The 15,662-nt window shown below is 59.8% G+C and carries 14 protein-coding genes; 3 read left to right on the top strand and 11 right to left on the bottom strand.

The window, feature by feature from the left end:
• Positions 1-97 precede the first annotated feature (97 nt).
• The 3 genes from guaB to AC1D2P_RS21775 form a co-directional block, all read right to left on the bottom strand.
• Entirely contained in the window at positions 98-1,567 is a 1,470-nt protein-coding gene (gene guaB / locus AC1D2P_RS21785) for an IMP dehydrogenase (RefSeq protein ID WP_046026607.1), read from the bottom strand.
• A gap of 185 nt (positions 1,568-1,752) precedes the next feature.
• Positions 1,753-2,301 carry a hypothetical protein gene (locus tag AC1D2P_RS21780; RefSeq protein WP_046026608.1) on the bottom strand — a complete coding sequence of 183 codons (549 nt, stop codon included), beginning with the start codon at positions 2,299-2,301 and terminating at the stop codon, positions 1,753-1,755.
• 183 nt (positions 2,302-2,484) lie between these two features.
• A complete protein-coding gene (locus tag AC1D2P_RS21775; RefSeq protein WP_477757989.1) occupies positions 2,485-3,252 on the bottom strand; it encodes a sulfite exporter TauE/SafE family protein in 768 nt (255 codons plus the stop codon).
• 258 nt (positions 3,253-3,510) lie between these two features.
• On the opposite strand from AC1D2P_RS21775, the gene xseA reads away from it, so the two are divergent.
• Positions 3,511-4,890 (top strand): exodeoxyribonuclease VII large subunit, encoded by a 1,380-nt coding sequence (gene xseA, locus AC1D2P_RS21770; protein WP_477811588.1) that lies wholly within the window; start codon positions 3,511-3,513, stop codon positions 4,888-4,890.
• Positions 4,891-4,893: 3 nt separating this feature from the next.
• Positions 4,894-5,715, top strand: coding sequence for a peptidoglycan DD-metalloendopeptidase family protein (locus tag AC1D2P_RS21765; RefSeq protein ID WP_477811587.1), 822 nt, complete (start codon positions 4,894-4,896; stop codon positions 5,713-5,715).
• Positions 5,716-5,822: 107 nt separating this feature from the next.
• Here the strand turns inward: AC1D2P_RS21765 and AC1D2P_RS21760 are convergent, their stop codons facing one another.
• Positions 5,823-6,179 (bottom strand): hypothetical protein, encoded by a 357-nt coding sequence (locus AC1D2P_RS21760; protein WP_046026612.1) that lies wholly within the window; start codon positions 6,177-6,179, stop codon positions 5,823-5,825.
• A gap of 386 nt (positions 6,180-6,565) precedes the next feature.
• Here AC1D2P_RS21760 and leuA point away from each other — a divergent pair, with 386 nt between their 5' ends.
• Positions 6,566-8,245: a 2-isopropylmalate synthase gene (gene leuA / locus AC1D2P_RS21755; RefSeq protein WP_477811586.1), complete on the top strand. Its 1,680-nt coding sequence runs from the start codon at positions 6,566-6,568 to the stop codon at positions 8,243-8,245.
• 170 nt (positions 8,246-8,415) lie between these two features.
• Here the strand turns inward: leuA and AC1D2P_RS21750 are convergent, their stop codons facing one another.
• The 7 genes from AC1D2P_RS21750 to hisS form a co-directional block, all read right to left on the bottom strand.
• The gene (locus AC1D2P_RS21750) at positions 8,416-8,814 is read right to left on the bottom strand and encodes a hypothetical protein (RefSeq protein WP_109784982.1); all 399 of its coding nucleotides are present in this window, start codon (positions 8,812-8,814) and stop codon (positions 8,416-8,418) included.
• Positions 8,815-8,893: 79 nt separating this feature from the next.
• The gene (locus tag AC1D2P_RS21745) at positions 8,894-9,685 is read right to left on the bottom strand and encodes an amidohydrolase (protein WP_477757988.1); all 792 of its coding nucleotides are present in this window, start codon (positions 9,683-9,685) and stop codon (positions 8,894-8,896) included.
• Complete coding sequence (locus AC1D2P_RS21740) at positions 9,673-10,821, bottom strand: pyridoxal phosphate-dependent aminotransferase (RefSeq protein WP_109785262.1); 1,149 nt, start codon at positions 10,819-10,821, stop codon at positions 9,673-9,675. The genes AC1D2P_RS21745 and AC1D2P_RS21740 overlap by 13 nt, the downstream gene beginning before the upstream one ends.
• A gap of 156 nt (positions 10,822-10,977) precedes the next feature.
• Positions 10,978-12,447, bottom strand: a complete 1,470-nt coding sequence (gene der / locus AC1D2P_RS21735) for a ribosome biogenesis GTPase Der (protein WP_109784980.1) — start codon at positions 12,445-12,447, stop codon at positions 10,978-10,980.
• A gap of 140 nt (positions 12,448-12,587) precedes the next feature.
• The gene (gene bamB, locus AC1D2P_RS21730; protein WP_046026619.1) at positions 12,588-13,739 is read right to left on the bottom strand and encodes an outer membrane protein assembly factor BamB; all 1,152 of its coding nucleotides are present in this window, start codon (positions 13,737-13,739) and stop codon (positions 12,588-12,590) included.
• Positions 13,732-14,373, bottom strand: a complete 642-nt coding sequence (locus tag AC1D2P_RS21725) for a tetratricopeptide repeat protein (RefSeq protein ID WP_046026620.1) — start codon at positions 14,371-14,373, stop codon at positions 13,732-13,734. Before AC1D2P_RS21725 ends, bamB begins: the two co-directional genes overlap by 8 nt.
• 41 nt (positions 14,374-14,414) lie before the next feature.
• On the bottom strand, positions 14,415-15,662 hold a 1,248-nt coding region (hisS, locus tag AC1D2P_RS21720; RefSeq protein WP_477811585.1), incomplete at its 5' end, for a histidine--tRNA ligase.

Here is a 15,662-nt window from a genome sequence, read left to right as displayed (position 1 = left end):
TTCAGTCTCGTCTAAGTAAGTCAGAAACAGTCGTGATTCAGAAACAACTCGGGGCTGAATAGAACAGCCCCGGTTGCTTAACGATTTGCTTGAAGGCTCAACCTACGCGGTAGTTTGGCGCTTCTTTGGTGATCTGTACGTCGTGAACGTGGGACTCGGCCATGCCAGCGCCGGTGATCCGCACGAACTCAGGCTTGGTGCGCATTTCTTCGATGTCGGCACTGCCGGTGTAACCCATCGAGGAACGCAGGCCGCCCATCAGTTGATGGATGATGGCGCTCAGGGTGCCCTTGTAAGGAACACGGCCTTCGATACCTTCCGGAACCAGCTTCTCGGCGCCTGCCGAAGAATCCTGGAAGTAACGGTCGGAGGAGCCTTGAGCCTGGGACATGGCGCCCAGCGAGCCCATGCCACGGTAAGCCTTGTACGAACGACCCTGGAACAGTTCGATTTCGCCCGGTGCTTCTTCAGTACCGGCGAACATCGAGCCCATCATTACGCAGGAGGCACCGGCAACGATGGCCTTGGACAGGTCACCGGAGAAACGGATGCCGCCGTCGGCGATCAACGGAACGCCAGTGCCTTCGAGGGCAGCGGCGACGTTGGCGATGGCACTGATTTGCGGGACGCCGACACCGGCGACGATACGGGTGGTGCAGATCGAGCCAGGGCCGATACCGACCTTGACTGCGTCAGCGCCTGCTTCGGCCAGGGCCTTGGCGGCAGCGCCGGTGGCGATGTTGCCGCCGATGACCTGCACTTCAGGGAAATTCTGTTTGACCCAGCGAACGCGGTCGATCACGCCTTTGGAGTGACCGTGAGCGGTGTCGACCACCACCACGTCAACGCCGGCATTGACCAGGGCAGCGACGCGATCACCGGTGTCTTTACCGGTACCGACTGCCGCGCCAACGCGCAGACGACCTTGATCGTCCTTGCTGGCCAGCGGGTAGGCTTTGGCTTTTTCGATGTCGTTGACGGTCATCATGCCCTTGAGGGCGAATTTGTCGTCGACGATCAGCACGCGTTCGATGCGGTGCTTGTGCAACAGCTCGCGAACGTCGTTCTTGTCGGCGCCTTCCTTGACCGTGACCAGACGCTCTTTCGGCGTCATCACTTCACGGACACGGGCGTCCAGACGGTTTTCGAAACGCACGTCACGGGAAGTGACGATGCCGACCAGGTCGCCATCGTGCAGTACCGGAACGCCGGAGATGTTGTGCATGCGGGTCAGTTCGAACAGTTCACGAACCGTGGCATCCGCCTCGATCGTGATCGGGTCCTTGACCACGCCGGCTTCGTAACGCTTGACCTTGCGCACTTCGGCAGCTTGCTGCTCGATGGTCATGTTCTTGTGGATGATGCCGATGCCACCTTCCTGAGCCATGGCGATTGCCAGACGGGCTTCAGTAACGGTGTCCATGGCGGCAGAAACCAGAGGAATGTTCAGCTCGATGCCACGGGTTAGGCGGGTCTTGAGACTGACTTCGTTAGGAAGCACCTCGGAATAACCGGGCACTAGGAGAATGTCGTCGAATGTCAGAGCTTCTTGGCTGATACGCAGCATCGCGGGGGCTCCCGAGCGGGAAAATGGAAGCGCGCCATTATAGTCAGACACCCCCTCGGGTTCAATGTAAAACTCTGTCTATTATCGACACGGTCGATCGACGGGTATTTAACGCCGAATTCTGTAGGAGCAAGGCTTGCCCGCGATGGCGTCCTTAAGTCCGCCATCGCCAGCAAGCTGTGCTCCTACAGTTCGACTTTCACCCAGATGACCGGCTGATCGAGCCAATCGGCAAACTCGTCGATAAAGCTCTGCTTGAACCCGGCTTCAGCCCAGTTGTTGAAGATAAAACCCAGGTTGGAAAAGCCGCATTCCTGCAGGAACAGAAATCCGTTGATGTCATCTTCATGCCCGCATTCAGGGCAGGTGAAGTTATCGGTGCGGCCCGGCATCCAGTCTTCCAGGCTTTCGAACAAGGCTTCGCCTACTTCCTTGCGGCACTCGGCGCAGCCCGCCTCGCCCAGGAAACCTTTGGCCGGTGTATAGATGCAGCGCTTGGTGACGATCTCCAGGCCATTGATCGGCTCGCCGAACGGCAGGGCCTCTGGATGCAGGACCACATCGCGCGCACCTTCGGCGATGGCGTGGGCCATGCGATTGCCCGTGCGGCCACAGGTGGTCAGCTCTTCATTGATGATGTTCTTGCGCACCAGCCACCGCACGACCGCGCGAGCCCGGGGCTCGTGCACCGGCAACGTGGAGATTTTCGGGACGATGATGCTTTGTGAATTCATGGTGCAAGCCTGCTGCGTCAAATGGATGTTCTGCGGTATTCGTACTGGCGCCTTCGCGGGCAAGCCCGCTCCCACAGGGATCTCTGGTGAGCACAAATGTGCGTACGACCAAGATCATGTGGGAGCGGGCTTGCCCGCGAAGGCGTCAGGACGGCCGGCAGCTTAATACCTGACGAAATCGGGTCAAGCACTCAAGTACCGCCCGATCAAGGCAATCCCGCTGGCCAATACCAACCACGTCACCAGCCGCACAAACGCTTCGCGGGACAACCTCATGGTCAACCGCCGCCCGATCCATAACCCCAGGGCCATGGCCGGTAACAAACACAGGGCCAACACCAACAAGGGTAGCTCGGCATACACGCCTGCGATGGCAAACAGGCTCAACCGCACCACCGTGCTGCAACTGATCAGCGCACTCTGGGTCGCCCGGGCCGCCTCTTTGGGCAGGCGACTGTTCAAATAGATCGCATATAAAAAGCCGCCACTGCCAAACAACGCCCCGAACATCCCGCCCACCGTGCCCATCGGCACCGCCCAGCCGGCAGACAACTGTGTCGGCCGGGTTTTGACCCACAGGCTGTAAATCGCGTACACGCTGATAAACAGCCCCATCAACAGCAGCAACACGTCGGATTTCAGGTTCAACAGAAAGATCACCCCCAGCGTGCAGCCCACCGCCATGCACGGCAGCAACCGCAACAACTCGGGCTTCGCCACATCGCGTCGCGAGGGCAGCAGATTTCCGAACGCCGCGACAAAATCGAGCAGCACCAGCAACGGCACGATTTTCGACAGCGGCATGAACAGAATCAGAATCGGCCCCGCCACCAACGCCGTGCCGAAGCCGGCGATGCCAAACACGATGTAGGCCAGGGCGATGCCCAACCCGATCACCAGCCAATCCATTGGACCGAATGGCCATTGATGCAACATCTCAAAAACAGTCATCTGAATACCTTCCCTGATTACCGCTGATGACTGTACCTGTCGCGGAGCCGTTACACGATCCATGTAGCAGCTGGCGAAGCCTGCGTCGACCGGTCCGCGCTCGGGCGCAGCAGTCGCTAATGCATACGCCGCATCCGTCCTGACACAACGCGCAGTCTGATCTTACGGCGGCTGCGCAGCCGGACGCAGGCTTCGCCAGCTGCTGCAGGATTTCGTCAACGTAGAGATTCACGTGCGAATGCCTTTAAACTGCGCCCCATGATTAAAGATCCCTTTGCAAGACTCGGCCTGGACCGTGAAGTCCTGACTGTCAGCCAGCTCAACGGCCGCGCGCGGGTGTTGCTTGAAGACGTGTTCAGCAATATCTGGGTCGAAGGCGAAATCTCCAACCTCGCCCGCCCGGCGTCCGGCCACGTGTATTTCACCCTCAAGGACAGCGGCGCCCAGGTGCGCTGCGCGCTGTTTCGCCAGAACGCGGCCCGGGTTCGTCAGGCGCTGAAGGATGGCTTGGCGGTCAAAGTCCGCGGCAAGGTTTCATTGTTCGAGGGACGCGGCGACTATCAGTTGATCCTCGACACGGTGGAGCCGGCAGGTGATGGAGCGTTGCGCCTGGCGTTCGATGCACTGAAGGAAAAGCTCAGCGCCGAAGGCCTGTTCAGCGCCGAGCGCAAAGTGCCGCTGCCGGCGCATCCACAACGCATCGGCATTATCAGCTCACCGACCGGCGCGGTGATCCGCGACATTATCAGCGTGTTCCGTCGCCGCGCACCGCAGATCCAGCTGACGCTGATCCCCACGGCCGTGCAAGGTCGCGAAGCCACTGCGCAGATTGTCCGTGCGTTGAAACTCGCGGATGCCCGTGGTTTCGACGCGTTGATCCTGGCCCGTGGCGGCGGTTCGCTGGAAGACCTCTGGTGCTTCAACGAAGAGGCCGTGGCCCGTGCCGTCGACGCCTGTGTCACGCCTATTGTCAGTGCCGTCGGCCACGAAACCGACGTATCGATCAGTGACTTCGTGGCCGACGTCMGCGCCCCGACCCCTTCCGCCGCTGCCGAACTGCTCGCACCGGATTCCAACGATCTGGTGCGCCGGGTCGAAAGCCTGCATCGCCGACTGGTGATGCGTATGCGCGACCGTTTGATGCGCGACCGCCTGCGTCTGGAGGGTATCTCCCGCCGTTTGCGCCATCCCGGCGAACGCCTGCGCCAGCAAGCGCAACGTCTGGACGACCTGGACATGCGCATGCGCCGCGCGTTCGAACGCAGCCTCAACACCCGTCGCGAGCGCTTGATTCGCCTGGAAACCCGCCTCGCCGGGCAACATCCGGGGCGTCAACTGGCACTGCTGCGCCAACGCCTCGACAGCCTTGCCGAACGCCTGCCGCGTGCGATACGCGAAGGCCTCAAGTCGCGACGCCTGCAATTGCAAAGTCAGGTGCAGACCCTGCAAGTGGTCAGCCCGTTGGCGACCCTGGCCCGTGGTTACAGCATCTTGCTGGACGAACGTGGCAACGCGATCCGCAGCGCCGGGCAAACCCACAATGGCCAGCGCCTCAAGGCCAGACTCGGCGACGGCGAACTGCAAGTGCGGGTCGAAGACAATCACCTGACGCCTGTCACCCTTTCTCTACTGGATTGATCCATGCCGCGTTTTCTAGCTCCACTGCTGTTGTTGTGCCTGACCTTCAACGCCAATGCCGACAGTTACATCACCCGCCTGTTGAACAAACCGGTACCGGGCGGCGTGGCGGTGGTGGATCTGGGCAGCGCGGCCCAGGCACCTAAAGCCAGCTACCAAGGCAAACCGGTGCTGGTGGTCAAGGAACAGAACAATTGGCTGGCGATTGTCGGCGTGCCGTTGACGGTCAAGCCGGGCACGCAGCAAGTCAGCAGCGGCGGCCGCACATTGAATTTCACTGTTGGTAACAAGAAGTACCCGGAACAACACATCACGCTGAAGAATACGCAGCAGGTCAATCCGAACCCGGACAATCTCAAGCGTATTGAAGGCGAACTGGCGGAACAGATTGCCGCCTACCGCACGTTCAGCCCGAATACGCCAAGCAACCTGCTGCTGGACAAACCCGTCAACGGACCGCTGTCGAGCAAGTTCGGCGTGCGCCGTTTCTTCAATGGTGAAGAGCGCAATCCTCACGCGGGCCTGGATTTCGCAGTGCCTGCCGGTACGCCGATCAAGACCCCGGCGACGGGCAAGGTGATTCTGATCGGCAACTACTTCTTCAATGGCAACACGGTATTTGTCGATCACGGGCAAGGCTTYATCAGCATGTTCTGCCAYMTGTCGAAAATCGACGTGAARGTCGGGGAWCARSTGSCTCGTGGCGSMGTGGTCGGSAAAGTCGGSGCKACGGGYCGSGCRACCGGKCCGCACATGCACTGGAAYRTCAGCCTGAAYGATGCGCGGGTGGATCCGGCGATTTTTATCGGGGCGTTTCAACCTTGATTAGTCGGTGAGGCTGCCGGCCTCATCGCGAGCAGACTCACTCCCACATTGGATTTATGTACGTGCAGGAGTGAGCCTGCTCGCGATGGCGGCATAACAGACGCCATCTATTCAGCTTCCAAGTCCTCAATCCCATGGGCTTCCCGGTCCGCCAGGCAATGCTTGATCCACTCCTGGGTCTCCTGCGAAAACCCGGTCAACTCTTCAGCCGTGATCAACTCCCGCGCGCACAACCCCAACAAGTGCGATCGCGCCTCATGGCGTGAAAACCTGAACACACCAAACGCCCAATACAACTCCTTTTGCCGGGACTGAAGCAGCTCTTCAGTGGCTTCAATCCGCTCGTAAGGCGCCAGGCTTTTGTCCAGCACTGCGCGCTCGACCTCCTCCATGATCCGGATACACATCCGCTCATGAGCCAACGGGCGCAACGCGCTATACCGCTTCCAGTCCGACTCGTTCATGTCCGACTCCTGCCTTGTTCAGGCTTTAAGCATAGCTGTGCACAAGAGGTCGTCGTCTCAGCTCTCCAATTGCGCAGTGCGCAAACCTCGCGCAATCATCAAAACAATCACCTCCATTCGCAGCAATAAAATCTCGATTAACTCGGCTTTCCGGGTATTCCTCTCAATTTTTTTCGACTGCTTGCCATCCTTTCCCCTCGCGGTTAGGGTTGAAGGCATGAAAACCTTTCACACCCTCATTCAGCTTCGCCAGCACCGCAGCCTGTGCCTCGTCAGCGCACGACTGCCAGGCTGAATCGCGGTGCCTCGCCCCACGCTTTTCCCCAAGAACATTTGATCCACCGGCAGGCCGCCTTTTTTCGGCCCACACAATAAGGATTCCCCCGATGAGCATGCTCAAAGATCCGTCTTCGAAATACCGCGCGKTCCCGACCATCGACATCCCGGACCGCACCTGGCCGTCGAAGACCATCACCGCCGCGCCGATCTGGTGCAGCTCTGACCTTCGCGATGGCAACCAGTCGCTGATCGAGCCAATGGACGCGGTCAAGAAGCTGCGTTTCTGGAAAACCCTGGTGTCGGTTGGCGTGAAAGAAATCGAAGCCTCGTTCCCTGCAGCGTCGCAAACCGACTTCGACTTCGTGCGGACCCTCATCGAAGGCAACCACATCCCGGACGACACCACCATTCAGGTGCTGACCCAGGGCCGTGAAGACTTGATCGAACGCACCTTCGAATCCCTGCGAGGGGCGAAAAAAGCCATCGTTCACTTGTACAACGCGACGTCCCCTTCTTTCCGCCGGATTGTCTTTAATCAGGACAAGGACGGGATCAAGGAAATCGCCGTGAGCGCGGCCAAGCTGTTCGTCAAATACGCAGCCATGCAGCCGAACACTGAGTGGACCTTCGAATACTCGCCGGAAACTTTCAGCGCCACTGAGCTGGAGTTCGCCAAGGAAGTCTGCGACGCGGTGATCGAGGTCTGGAACCCGACGCCTGAGCACAAGATGATCCTCAACTTGCCGGCCACCGTCGAATGCGCGACCCCGAACATCTATGCCGACCAGATCGAATGGTTCGGCCGTCACATCAACCGTCGTGACAGCGTGATCATCAGCCTGCACACCCACAACGACCGTGGCACTGGCGTGGCCGCCACCGAACTGGGCCTGATGGCCGGCGCCGACCGTGTCGAAGGCTGCCTGTTCGGCAACGGCGAGCGTACCGGTAACGTCGACCTCGTGACCGTGGCACTGAACCTCTACACCCAGGGCGTTCACCCTGAGCTGGACTTCTCCGACATCGACGGCGTGCGCAAGGTCGTCGAAGAGTGCAACCAGATCCAGGTACACCCACGCCACCCGTACGTTGGCGACCTGGTGCACACCGCGTTCTCCGGCTCGCACCAGGATGCAATCCGCAAGGGCTTCGCCCAGCAGAAACCGGATGCGTTGTGGGAAGTGCCGTACTTGCCGATCGACCCGGCCGATATCGGTCGTAGCTACGAGGCGGTGATTCGCGTCAACAGCCAGTCAGGCAAGGGCGGTATCGCGTACCTGCTGGAGCAGGAATACGGCATCAACTTGCCACGCCGCATGCAGATCGAGTTCAGTCAGGTGGTGCAACGTGAAACCGATCGTCTGGGCCTTGAAATGACCGCTCAGCAGATCCACGCGCTGCTGCACAGCGAGTACTTGCAAGCCAACACCCCGTACGCGCTGGTCAGCCATCGCCTGCAGGAAGAAAACGRTCACAGCGCCGTGGAAGTGGAAGTTTCCAGCAAAGGTCRGGGCGAAACCAACCTGCACTGGCGCGGCAAGGGCAATGGCGCGCTGGAAGCCTTGGTGGCCGGCTTGCCGATCCCGGTGGAAATCATGGACTACAACGAGCACGCCATCGGCGCGGGCACCAATGCCAAGGCGGCGGCCTACATTGAACTGCGCGTGAACGGTGAACGTGCGGTGCACGGCGTCGGCATCGACGAAAACATCACCACCGCCAGCTTCAAGGCGCTGTTTAGCGCACTGAACCGCTCGCTGAGCCAGCCGGAAGCGAAAGCGGCGTAAGCCTTCGCTGCAATACAAAAGGCCCCAGGTGCGAACCTTGGGGCCTTTTTGTTTGCTTGCTGTTGATCGTTCCCACGCTCCGCGTGGGAATGCCTCTAGGGACGCTCCGCGTCCAGTGACGCGGAGCGTCACGGGCTGCATTCCCACGCTGAGCGTGGGAACGATCAGTGTCAGGCATGGGTATCGACGCTGAACATCGCCTGCAACAGCGCCGCTTGCAGCACTTGCAAGTTGCTGCTGGTCACCGCGATCTGGTTCTGGATCTCCATGACCTTTTGCGCTTTCTGCTCGTTGTCCTGGCTCCTCTGCGCACTCGCAAGCTGAGCCTGCTGTTCGGCCAGCAGCTTTTGGGCTTCTTCGATTTGCTTTTTCAACGCAGTAACCGGATCACCAGCGGCACCGACGACCGCGTCGATGTTGGCCCCGGCACTGTTGACGCGCAGCACTTTGCTGTCATTGTCGATCGGCTCTGCGATCGGCAGCAGCGTGCTTTCGTCTGCCTTGCCAGTGACGACATTAGGCGAAGACACGGCGTGCGAATTGATGGTGATGGAACTGACGTCAATCATGGGTCACGCCTCCTGGACAGACCTTGCTATCGGCCCACCAGGAGGAATCTGCACCCTTAATTGTTCCAACGTGCTGCGATCAGGTGAACTCAAACGTATCAGCATCCAGATTCGCCGGGAAACGGGTGCGATAAGCCTGAAGGTCGGCAGCGTTCAGCACCACCTGGAACACGCCGTCGGCTTCACCAACACTGAGCAAGGTTTCGCCCTGGAAATCCAGCACCTGACTGTCACCGGTGTAGGCAAAGCCTTTGCCATCGGTGCCGATGCGATTCACTGCGGCCACGTAGCAGAGGTTTTCGATGGCCCTTGCCGGCAGCAATCGGTTCCAGTGCTGACGCCGCGCACCCGGCCAGTTGGCGGTGTACAGCAGCAGGTCGGTGTCCTGGGCATCGCGGCTCCAGACTGGAAAGCGCAGGTCGTAGCAAATCAGCGGCCGCACTCGCCAGCCCTTGAGTTCGAACTGCACCTGACGCTCGCCCGGCGTGTAGTGGTTATGCTCGCCCGCCATGCGAAACAGATGGCGCTTGTCGTAGTGCCAGACCTCCCCGTCCGGCCGCGCCCACAGCAGGCGATTGCGATGACTGCCGTCTGCGGTTTGAACGATGATGCTGCCAGTGATGACCGCGTCGAGCTTCGCCGCCTGAACACGCAGCCACTTGCTGGTTGGACCGTTTTCCGGTTCGGCGAGCGTCTGCGACTCCATGGAAAAACCGGTGGTGAACATCTCCGGCAGGATGATCAGGTCCGCGCCGCGAGCCTGTTCCAGCAACTGCTCGAAATGCTCCAGGTTGGCCTGGCGGTCATGCCAGGCCAGCGTTGTCTGGACCAGCGCGACATTCAGGTTGGGCAATGCACTCAGATCACGCATAGTTTTGCCGCTGCTTCACGCAGGGTCTCCTCACGTTTGGCGAAGCACAAGCGCACCAGGCGCTGGCCGACCGGTGGGGTCTGGTAGAACACCGAGATCGGGATGCTCGCCACGCCATGCTCGCGGGTCATCCACAGCGCCATCTCGACGTCATTGAGGTCCGGACGGATCTGCGAGTAATCGACCAGCTGGAAATACGTACCGGTCACTCGGGTGAAGTCGAAACGCGACGGCGCCAGCAGATCGCAGAACAGATCACGCTTCGCCTGGTAGAAATCCGGCAGCTCTTCGATGTGTTCCGGGTGCTCGGCCATGAAGTCGGCCAAGGCAAATTGCAGCGGCGTCACACCGCAAAAACTGACGTATTGGTGAACCTTGCGCAGCTCGGCAGTCAGCGCTGGCGGCGCGACCACGTAACCGGTTTTCCAGCCAGTAACGTGATAAGTCTTGCCGAAGGAACTGACGACGAAGGCGCGCTGATACAGCTCTTGGTGATTCAGCACGCTGACATGAGGCACGCCGTCGAACACCAGGTGTTCGTAGACTTCATCGCTGACCAGATAGATGTCGCGATCACGAATCAGATCCGCCAACTGATCCAGCTCGGCACGGCTGATCAATGCGCCACTGGGGTTGTGCGGTGAGTTGAGAATGATCATTCGCGTGCGCGGTGTAATGGCATCGGCGAGCTTCTGGAAGTCGATGCTGAAATCAGCCAGCCCCAGTTGCACATGCACACAACGCCCACCGGCCAGTTCCACCGAAGGTTCGTAACTGTCGTAGGCCGGATCAAACACGATGACTTCGTCACCGCTGTGGATAACTGCCTGGATCGCACAGAAAATCGCTTGGGTCGCGCCCGGCGTGATGGTCACTTCATGGTCGGGATCGACATGAACGCCATAACTGCGAGCGATCTTTGCCGCCACTTGCTGGCGTAGCGCCGGCAGCCCGGTCATCGGCGAATATTGGTTATGGCCATTGGCGATGTGCCGGCCGACCGCGTCGCACAGGGCCAGCGGCGCATCGAAATCGGGAAACCCCTGGGACAGGTTTATCGCCCCGGTTTGCGCCGCGAGCTGAGACATCTGAGTGAAGATAGTGATGCCGACATTCGGCAGCTTACTGGTGATCATCGGTGATTCCCTGCTCTACACCCGGCTCTAACGGCGGCGCGGGAGAGCCCGAGGATAGCCCATCCGGTGCCCATAAAAAAAGGGCGCCAATGGGCGCCCTTCTTCTGATGCATTGATCGTTCCCACGCGGGAGCGTGGGAACGATCATAGCTGCTTCTATTTCTTATCGCGGCGCTTTTTGTCGGCCTTTTTGTGGTGCGACATCATGCGACGCTTCTTGTTGACCTGGCGGTCGGTCAGCGTGGTCTTTTTGCCTTCGTACGGGTTCTCGCCGCCCTTGAACTCGATGCGGATCGGCGTACCGACCAGCTTCAGAACACGACGGTAAGTGTTTTCCAGGTAACGAACGTAAGACTTCGGCACCTTCTCGATCTGGTTACCGTGGATCACGATGATCGGCGGGTTCGCACCACCCAAGTGGGCGTAACGCAGCTTGATCCGGCGATTGTTGACCATCGGCGGCGCGTGCTCACCGACCGCATCTTCCAGAATCTGGGTGAGGCGGTTGGTCGGCCAGCGGGTCACGGCGGACTTGAACGAGTTCTGTACCGAAGCGTAGAGGTTGCCCACGCCCGTGCCGTGCAGGGCCGAGATGAAGTGGATGTCAGCGTAGTCGACGAAGAACAGACGACGCTGCAGCTCGACCTTCACGAAGTCGCGCTCGCTCGGCGTCATGCCGTCCCACTTGTTGATCGCGATGACCAGCGCACGACCCGACTCAATGGCAAAGCCCAGCAGGTTGAGGTCGTGATCCACCACGCCTTCGCGGGCGTCCATCACGAAGATCACCACGTTGGCGTCTTTGATCGCTTGCAGGGTTTTGACCACGGAGAACTTTTCAACTTCTTCGTGGATCTTGCCGCGCTTGCGCACACCGGCGGTATCGATCAGCGTGTACTTCTCGTCGTTACGCTCGAACGGGATGTAGATACTGTCGCGGGTCGTGCCCGGCTGGTCATAAACGATTACCCGGTCTTCACCGAGCATGCGGTTGACCAGGGTCGACTTGCCGACGTTCGGGCGACCGATGATAGCGATCTTGATACCGTCTTTTTCGCTTGGGCCAGGAATGCGCTTGGCTTCCTCACCTTCGGCAACGATCTCTTCTTCGCCGTCTTCGGGCTCTTCTTCGTCTTTCGGGAAATCGCTCAGGGCGATTTCCAGCATCTGGGTAATGCCACGACCATGAGCACCCGCGATAGGGATCGCGTGACCCATGCCCAACGGGGCGAATTCAGCGCGGGCCATTTCAGGGTCGATGTTGTCGACCTTGTTGGCAACCACGTAAGAACGCTTGTTACGTTTGCGCAAATGCTCGGCGATCATCTGGTCGGCGGCGGTGAAACCGGCTTTGGCATCTACCAGGAACAGAACGACATCCGCTTCTTCAATGGCCAGCAGCGACTGCTCGGCCATTTTTTCGTCCATACCGTGCTCGTCACCGGAGATACCGCCGGTGTCGACCAGAATGTAGGAACGCCCTTGCCACTTGGCCTCACCGTATTGGCGATCACGGGTCAGACCGGACAAGTCGCCGACGATGGCGTCACGAGTCCTGGTCAGGCGGTTGAACAAGGTGGACTTGCCGACGTTCGGTCGGCCCACCAGGGCGATTACGGGAACCATGCGGCTCTCCACTTCGTTATTTCAGAAAATACAAAAGCCGCTGCGAGGCAGCGGCTGGTGCTCGGGGCAGCGCTTGAAGGCGCCGCAAGCCTTGCAGAACAAGGCCGCTTGGGGGTTAAACCCCAAGCATAGTCAAACCTTTACTTAATGGTCAGGGCTTCCAGTTTGCCGCTGTTGCCATATACATAAATCGTGTCACCCACCACCAGCGGACGGGCACGCAGGCCGTCGCTGTCGATGCGCTCGCGGCCGACGAAACGACCGTCCACCTGACTCAGCAGATGCAGGTAGCCTTCCATATCGCCGACTGCAACGTAGCTGGAGAACACTTCCGGTGCCGACAGTTGACGGCGGGCCAGCGAGTCGTTGCTCCACAACGCGGTTGTGGAACGCTCGTCGACGCCTTCAACAGTGCCCGAAGCCAGGCTCACGTAAACGTTGCCAAAACCCTGGGCGACACCGGCATAGCTGGAAGCATCGCGCTGCCAGAGCTGACGACCGCTTTCCAGGTCCAGAGCTGCAACGCGACCCTGGTAGCTGGCGACGTACAACGTACCGCCGGACAGCAGCAGACCGCCGTCGATATCGACCACACGTTCAAGCTCCGAACGGCCTTGTGGAATCGCTACGCGTTGTTCCCACACCGGCACGCCGTTGGAAATATTGAGAGCGACCACTTTACCGGTCGACAGACCAGCCACGGCCATACGGTTGGTCACGATCGGCGCACTGGTGCCGCGCAGGGTCAGGACCGCAGGCGTGCTGTCATACAACCAGCGCTGGTTGCCGGTCGCGGCATCCAGGCCGATCAGACGGTCGTCCTGAGTCTGAACCACAACCACGTCACCGTTGTTGGCCGGCGGTGCGAGGACTTCACTGGTCACGCGAGCGCGCCATTTCTCGTCACCGTTGACCGCGTCCAGGGCAACGATTTCGCCTTGGAGCGTGCCGATCATGACCAGCCCATAACCCACGCCAACGGCGCCGGAAACAGGCAGTTCGAGATCTTTCTTCCATTTGACGTCGCCATTGCTGCGATCCATCGCCATCACCACGCCAGTAACGTCGGCCGCATAGATGGTTGAGCCATCGATCGCCGGTACCAGCATGTTGTAGGTTTCGCCCTGACCGTCACCGATCGAACGACTCCACTGCTTTTGCAGGACCACTTCTTCTTTGAAGTCAACCAACTCGGCAGGCGGCAATTCTTTTTTGCTGTTGCTGCTGCAACCCGCGGCCAAAATGGCCAGAGCCAGCAATGCTGCATGTTTCCAACGAATCACGTCACGCATCCCCTTTGGCCAGATCGTCCAGCTTGATTTGCAGGCCACCGACCGCCGCTTCATCCGACAGTGCCGCCTTGGCTTTTTGATACGCCTTGTTCGCTTCGTCGGTACGACCCAACTGCACCAGCAGGTCGCCTTTGAGTTCTTCGCGAGTGGCCAGGAATGCTTTGTCGGCATCGCCTTCGAGCAACTTCAGGGCTTCATCGGCCTTGTTTTGCGCGGCCAGTACCTGTGCCAGGCGCTGACGGGCGATTTCGCCCAGTGCCGGGTTGGCCGGTTTGGCGACAATGGCTTTCAGCTCAGTGGCTGCGTCGTCCAGCTTGCCGCTGTCGACCGCGACTTTTGCCACGAACAGGCTGCCGTACTGCGCGTAGGCGCTGCCGCCGAACTCGCTGTTGAGCTTGCCGGCCAGGTCGGCAACACGGGCTGCGTCAGGCTTGCCGTCAGGTGTCAGCGTGGTTTCGAGCAATTGCTGGTAGAGCATCGAGGCGCCTTGCGACTGATTGCTCTGATACTTGTGGAACGCCTGCCAGCCGAAAACGATAACCAGCGCCAACAGGCCGCCAGTGACCAGGGGCTTACCGTTGCGTGACCACCATTCCTTCAATTCCATCAAATGTTCGTCTTCGGTACTCGACACCCCAATACTCCTTAATCGCTAATTCGGCTGTTTAGACAGCTTCAACCCTGCACGACGCAGGTGGCCAGGTGTGCAGCAAGCGCATCCCAGGCAATGCTTTGTTGTTCGCCCTGGCCACGCAGGGGTTTGAAACCTACCACTTGCTGGGCCATTTCGTCGTCACCGAGGATCAGCGCATACAGCGCGCCGCTCTTGTCGGCCTTCTTGAACTGGCTTTTGAAGCTGCCGGCTCCGGCATTCACTTGCAGGCGCAGGTTGGGCAATTGATCACGGACGCGCTCGCTCAAGGCCAGGCCGGCAATCTCTGCCGCTTCGCCGAAGGCACAGAGGTAGACGTCGACCTGACGGGAGATTTCTTCCGGGATCTGCTCCAGGGTTTCAAGCAACAGCACCAGGCGCTCGATACCCATGGCGAAACCGACACCAGCCGTTGGCTTGCCGCCCATTTGCTCGACCAGACCGTCGTAACGACCACCGGCACACACGGTGCCCTGGGCGCCCAGTTTGTCGGTGACCCATTCGAAAACGGTCTTGCTGTAGTAATCCAGCCCGCGAACCAGCTTCGGGTTGATGACATAAGGAATACCGGCGGCGTCCAGGCGAGCCTTCAGGCCTTCAAAGTGCACGCGGGACTCGTCGTCGAGGTAGTCGGCCATTTTTGGCGCGTCCACCAGGATGGCTTGCGTGTCGGCATTCTTGGTATCGAGAACCCGCAGCGGGTTGGTCTTCAGACGACGCTGGCTGTCTTCGTCCAGCTTGTCCAGATGCGCGGAAAGGAACTCGACCAGCGCTTCACGGTAGCGACCGCGCGACTCGGCAGTCCCCAGGCTGTTGAGCTCGAGCTTGACCGCATCACGGATACCCAGCTCGCCCCACAGGCGCCACGTCAGCACGATCAGCTCGGCGTCGATGTCCGGACCGTCGAGGTTGAACACTTCGACACCGATCTGGTGGAACTGGCGATAACGGCCTTTCTGCGGGCGCTCGTGACGGAACATCGGGCCGATGTACCAGAGTTTCTGCACCTGACCACCGCCGGTGATGCCGTGCTCAAGCACTGCACGCACGCAGGCAGCCGTGCCTTCGGGGCGCAGGGTCAGGGAGTCGCCGTTGCGGTCGTCGAAGGTGTACATCTCTTTTTCGACGATGTCGGTCACTTCACCGATGGAGCGCTTGAACAGCTCGGTGAACTCGACGATCGGCATGCGGATCTGCTTGTAACCGTAGTTATCCAGCAGACGCGAAACGGTGCCCTCGAAATGACGCCACAGGGGAGTCTGTTCGGGCGC

The sequence above is a fragment of the Pseudomonas sp. P1_F1_2 genome (assembly GCF_056405815.1).
The sequence above is the reverse complement of the archived record's forward strand: the minus strand, read 5'-3'. Positions and strand labels throughout refer to the sequence as shown.

Coding starts and splice junctions, on each gene's coding strand:
- guaB (WP_046026607.1), bottom strand. CDS start 1,567: ATGCTGCGTATCAGCCAAGAAGCTCTGACATTCGACGACATTCTCCTA.
- AC1D2P_RS21780 (WP_046026608.1), bottom strand. CDS start 2,301: ATGAATTCACAAAGCATCATCGTCCCGAAAATCTCCACGTTGCCGGTG.
- AC1D2P_RS21775 (WP_477757989.1), bottom strand. CDS start 3,252: ATGACTGTTTTTGAGATGTTGCATCAATGGCCATTCGGTCCAATGGAT.
- AC1D2P_RS21760 (WP_046026612.1), bottom strand. CDS start 6,179: ATGAACGAGTCGGACTGGAAGCGGTATAGCGCGTTGCGCCCGTTGGCT.
- AC1D2P_RS21750 (WP_109784982.1), bottom strand. CDS start 8,814: ATGATTGACGTCAGTTCCATCACCATCAATTCGCACGCCGTGTCTTCG.
- AC1D2P_RS21745 (WP_477757988.1), bottom strand. CDS start 9,685: ATGCGTGATCTGAGTGCATTGCCCAACCTGAATGTCGCGCTGGTCCAG.
- AC1D2P_RS21740 (WP_109785262.1), bottom strand. CDS start 10,821: ATGATCACCAGTAAGCTGCCGAATGTCGGCATCACTATCTTCACTCAG.
- der (WP_109784980.1), bottom strand. CDS start 12,447: ATGGTTCCCGTAATCGCCCTGGTGGGCCGACCGAACGTCGGCAAGTCC.
- bamB (WP_046026619.1), bottom strand. CDS start 13,739: ATGCGTGACGTGATTCGTTGGAAACATGCAGCATTGCTGGCTCTGGCC.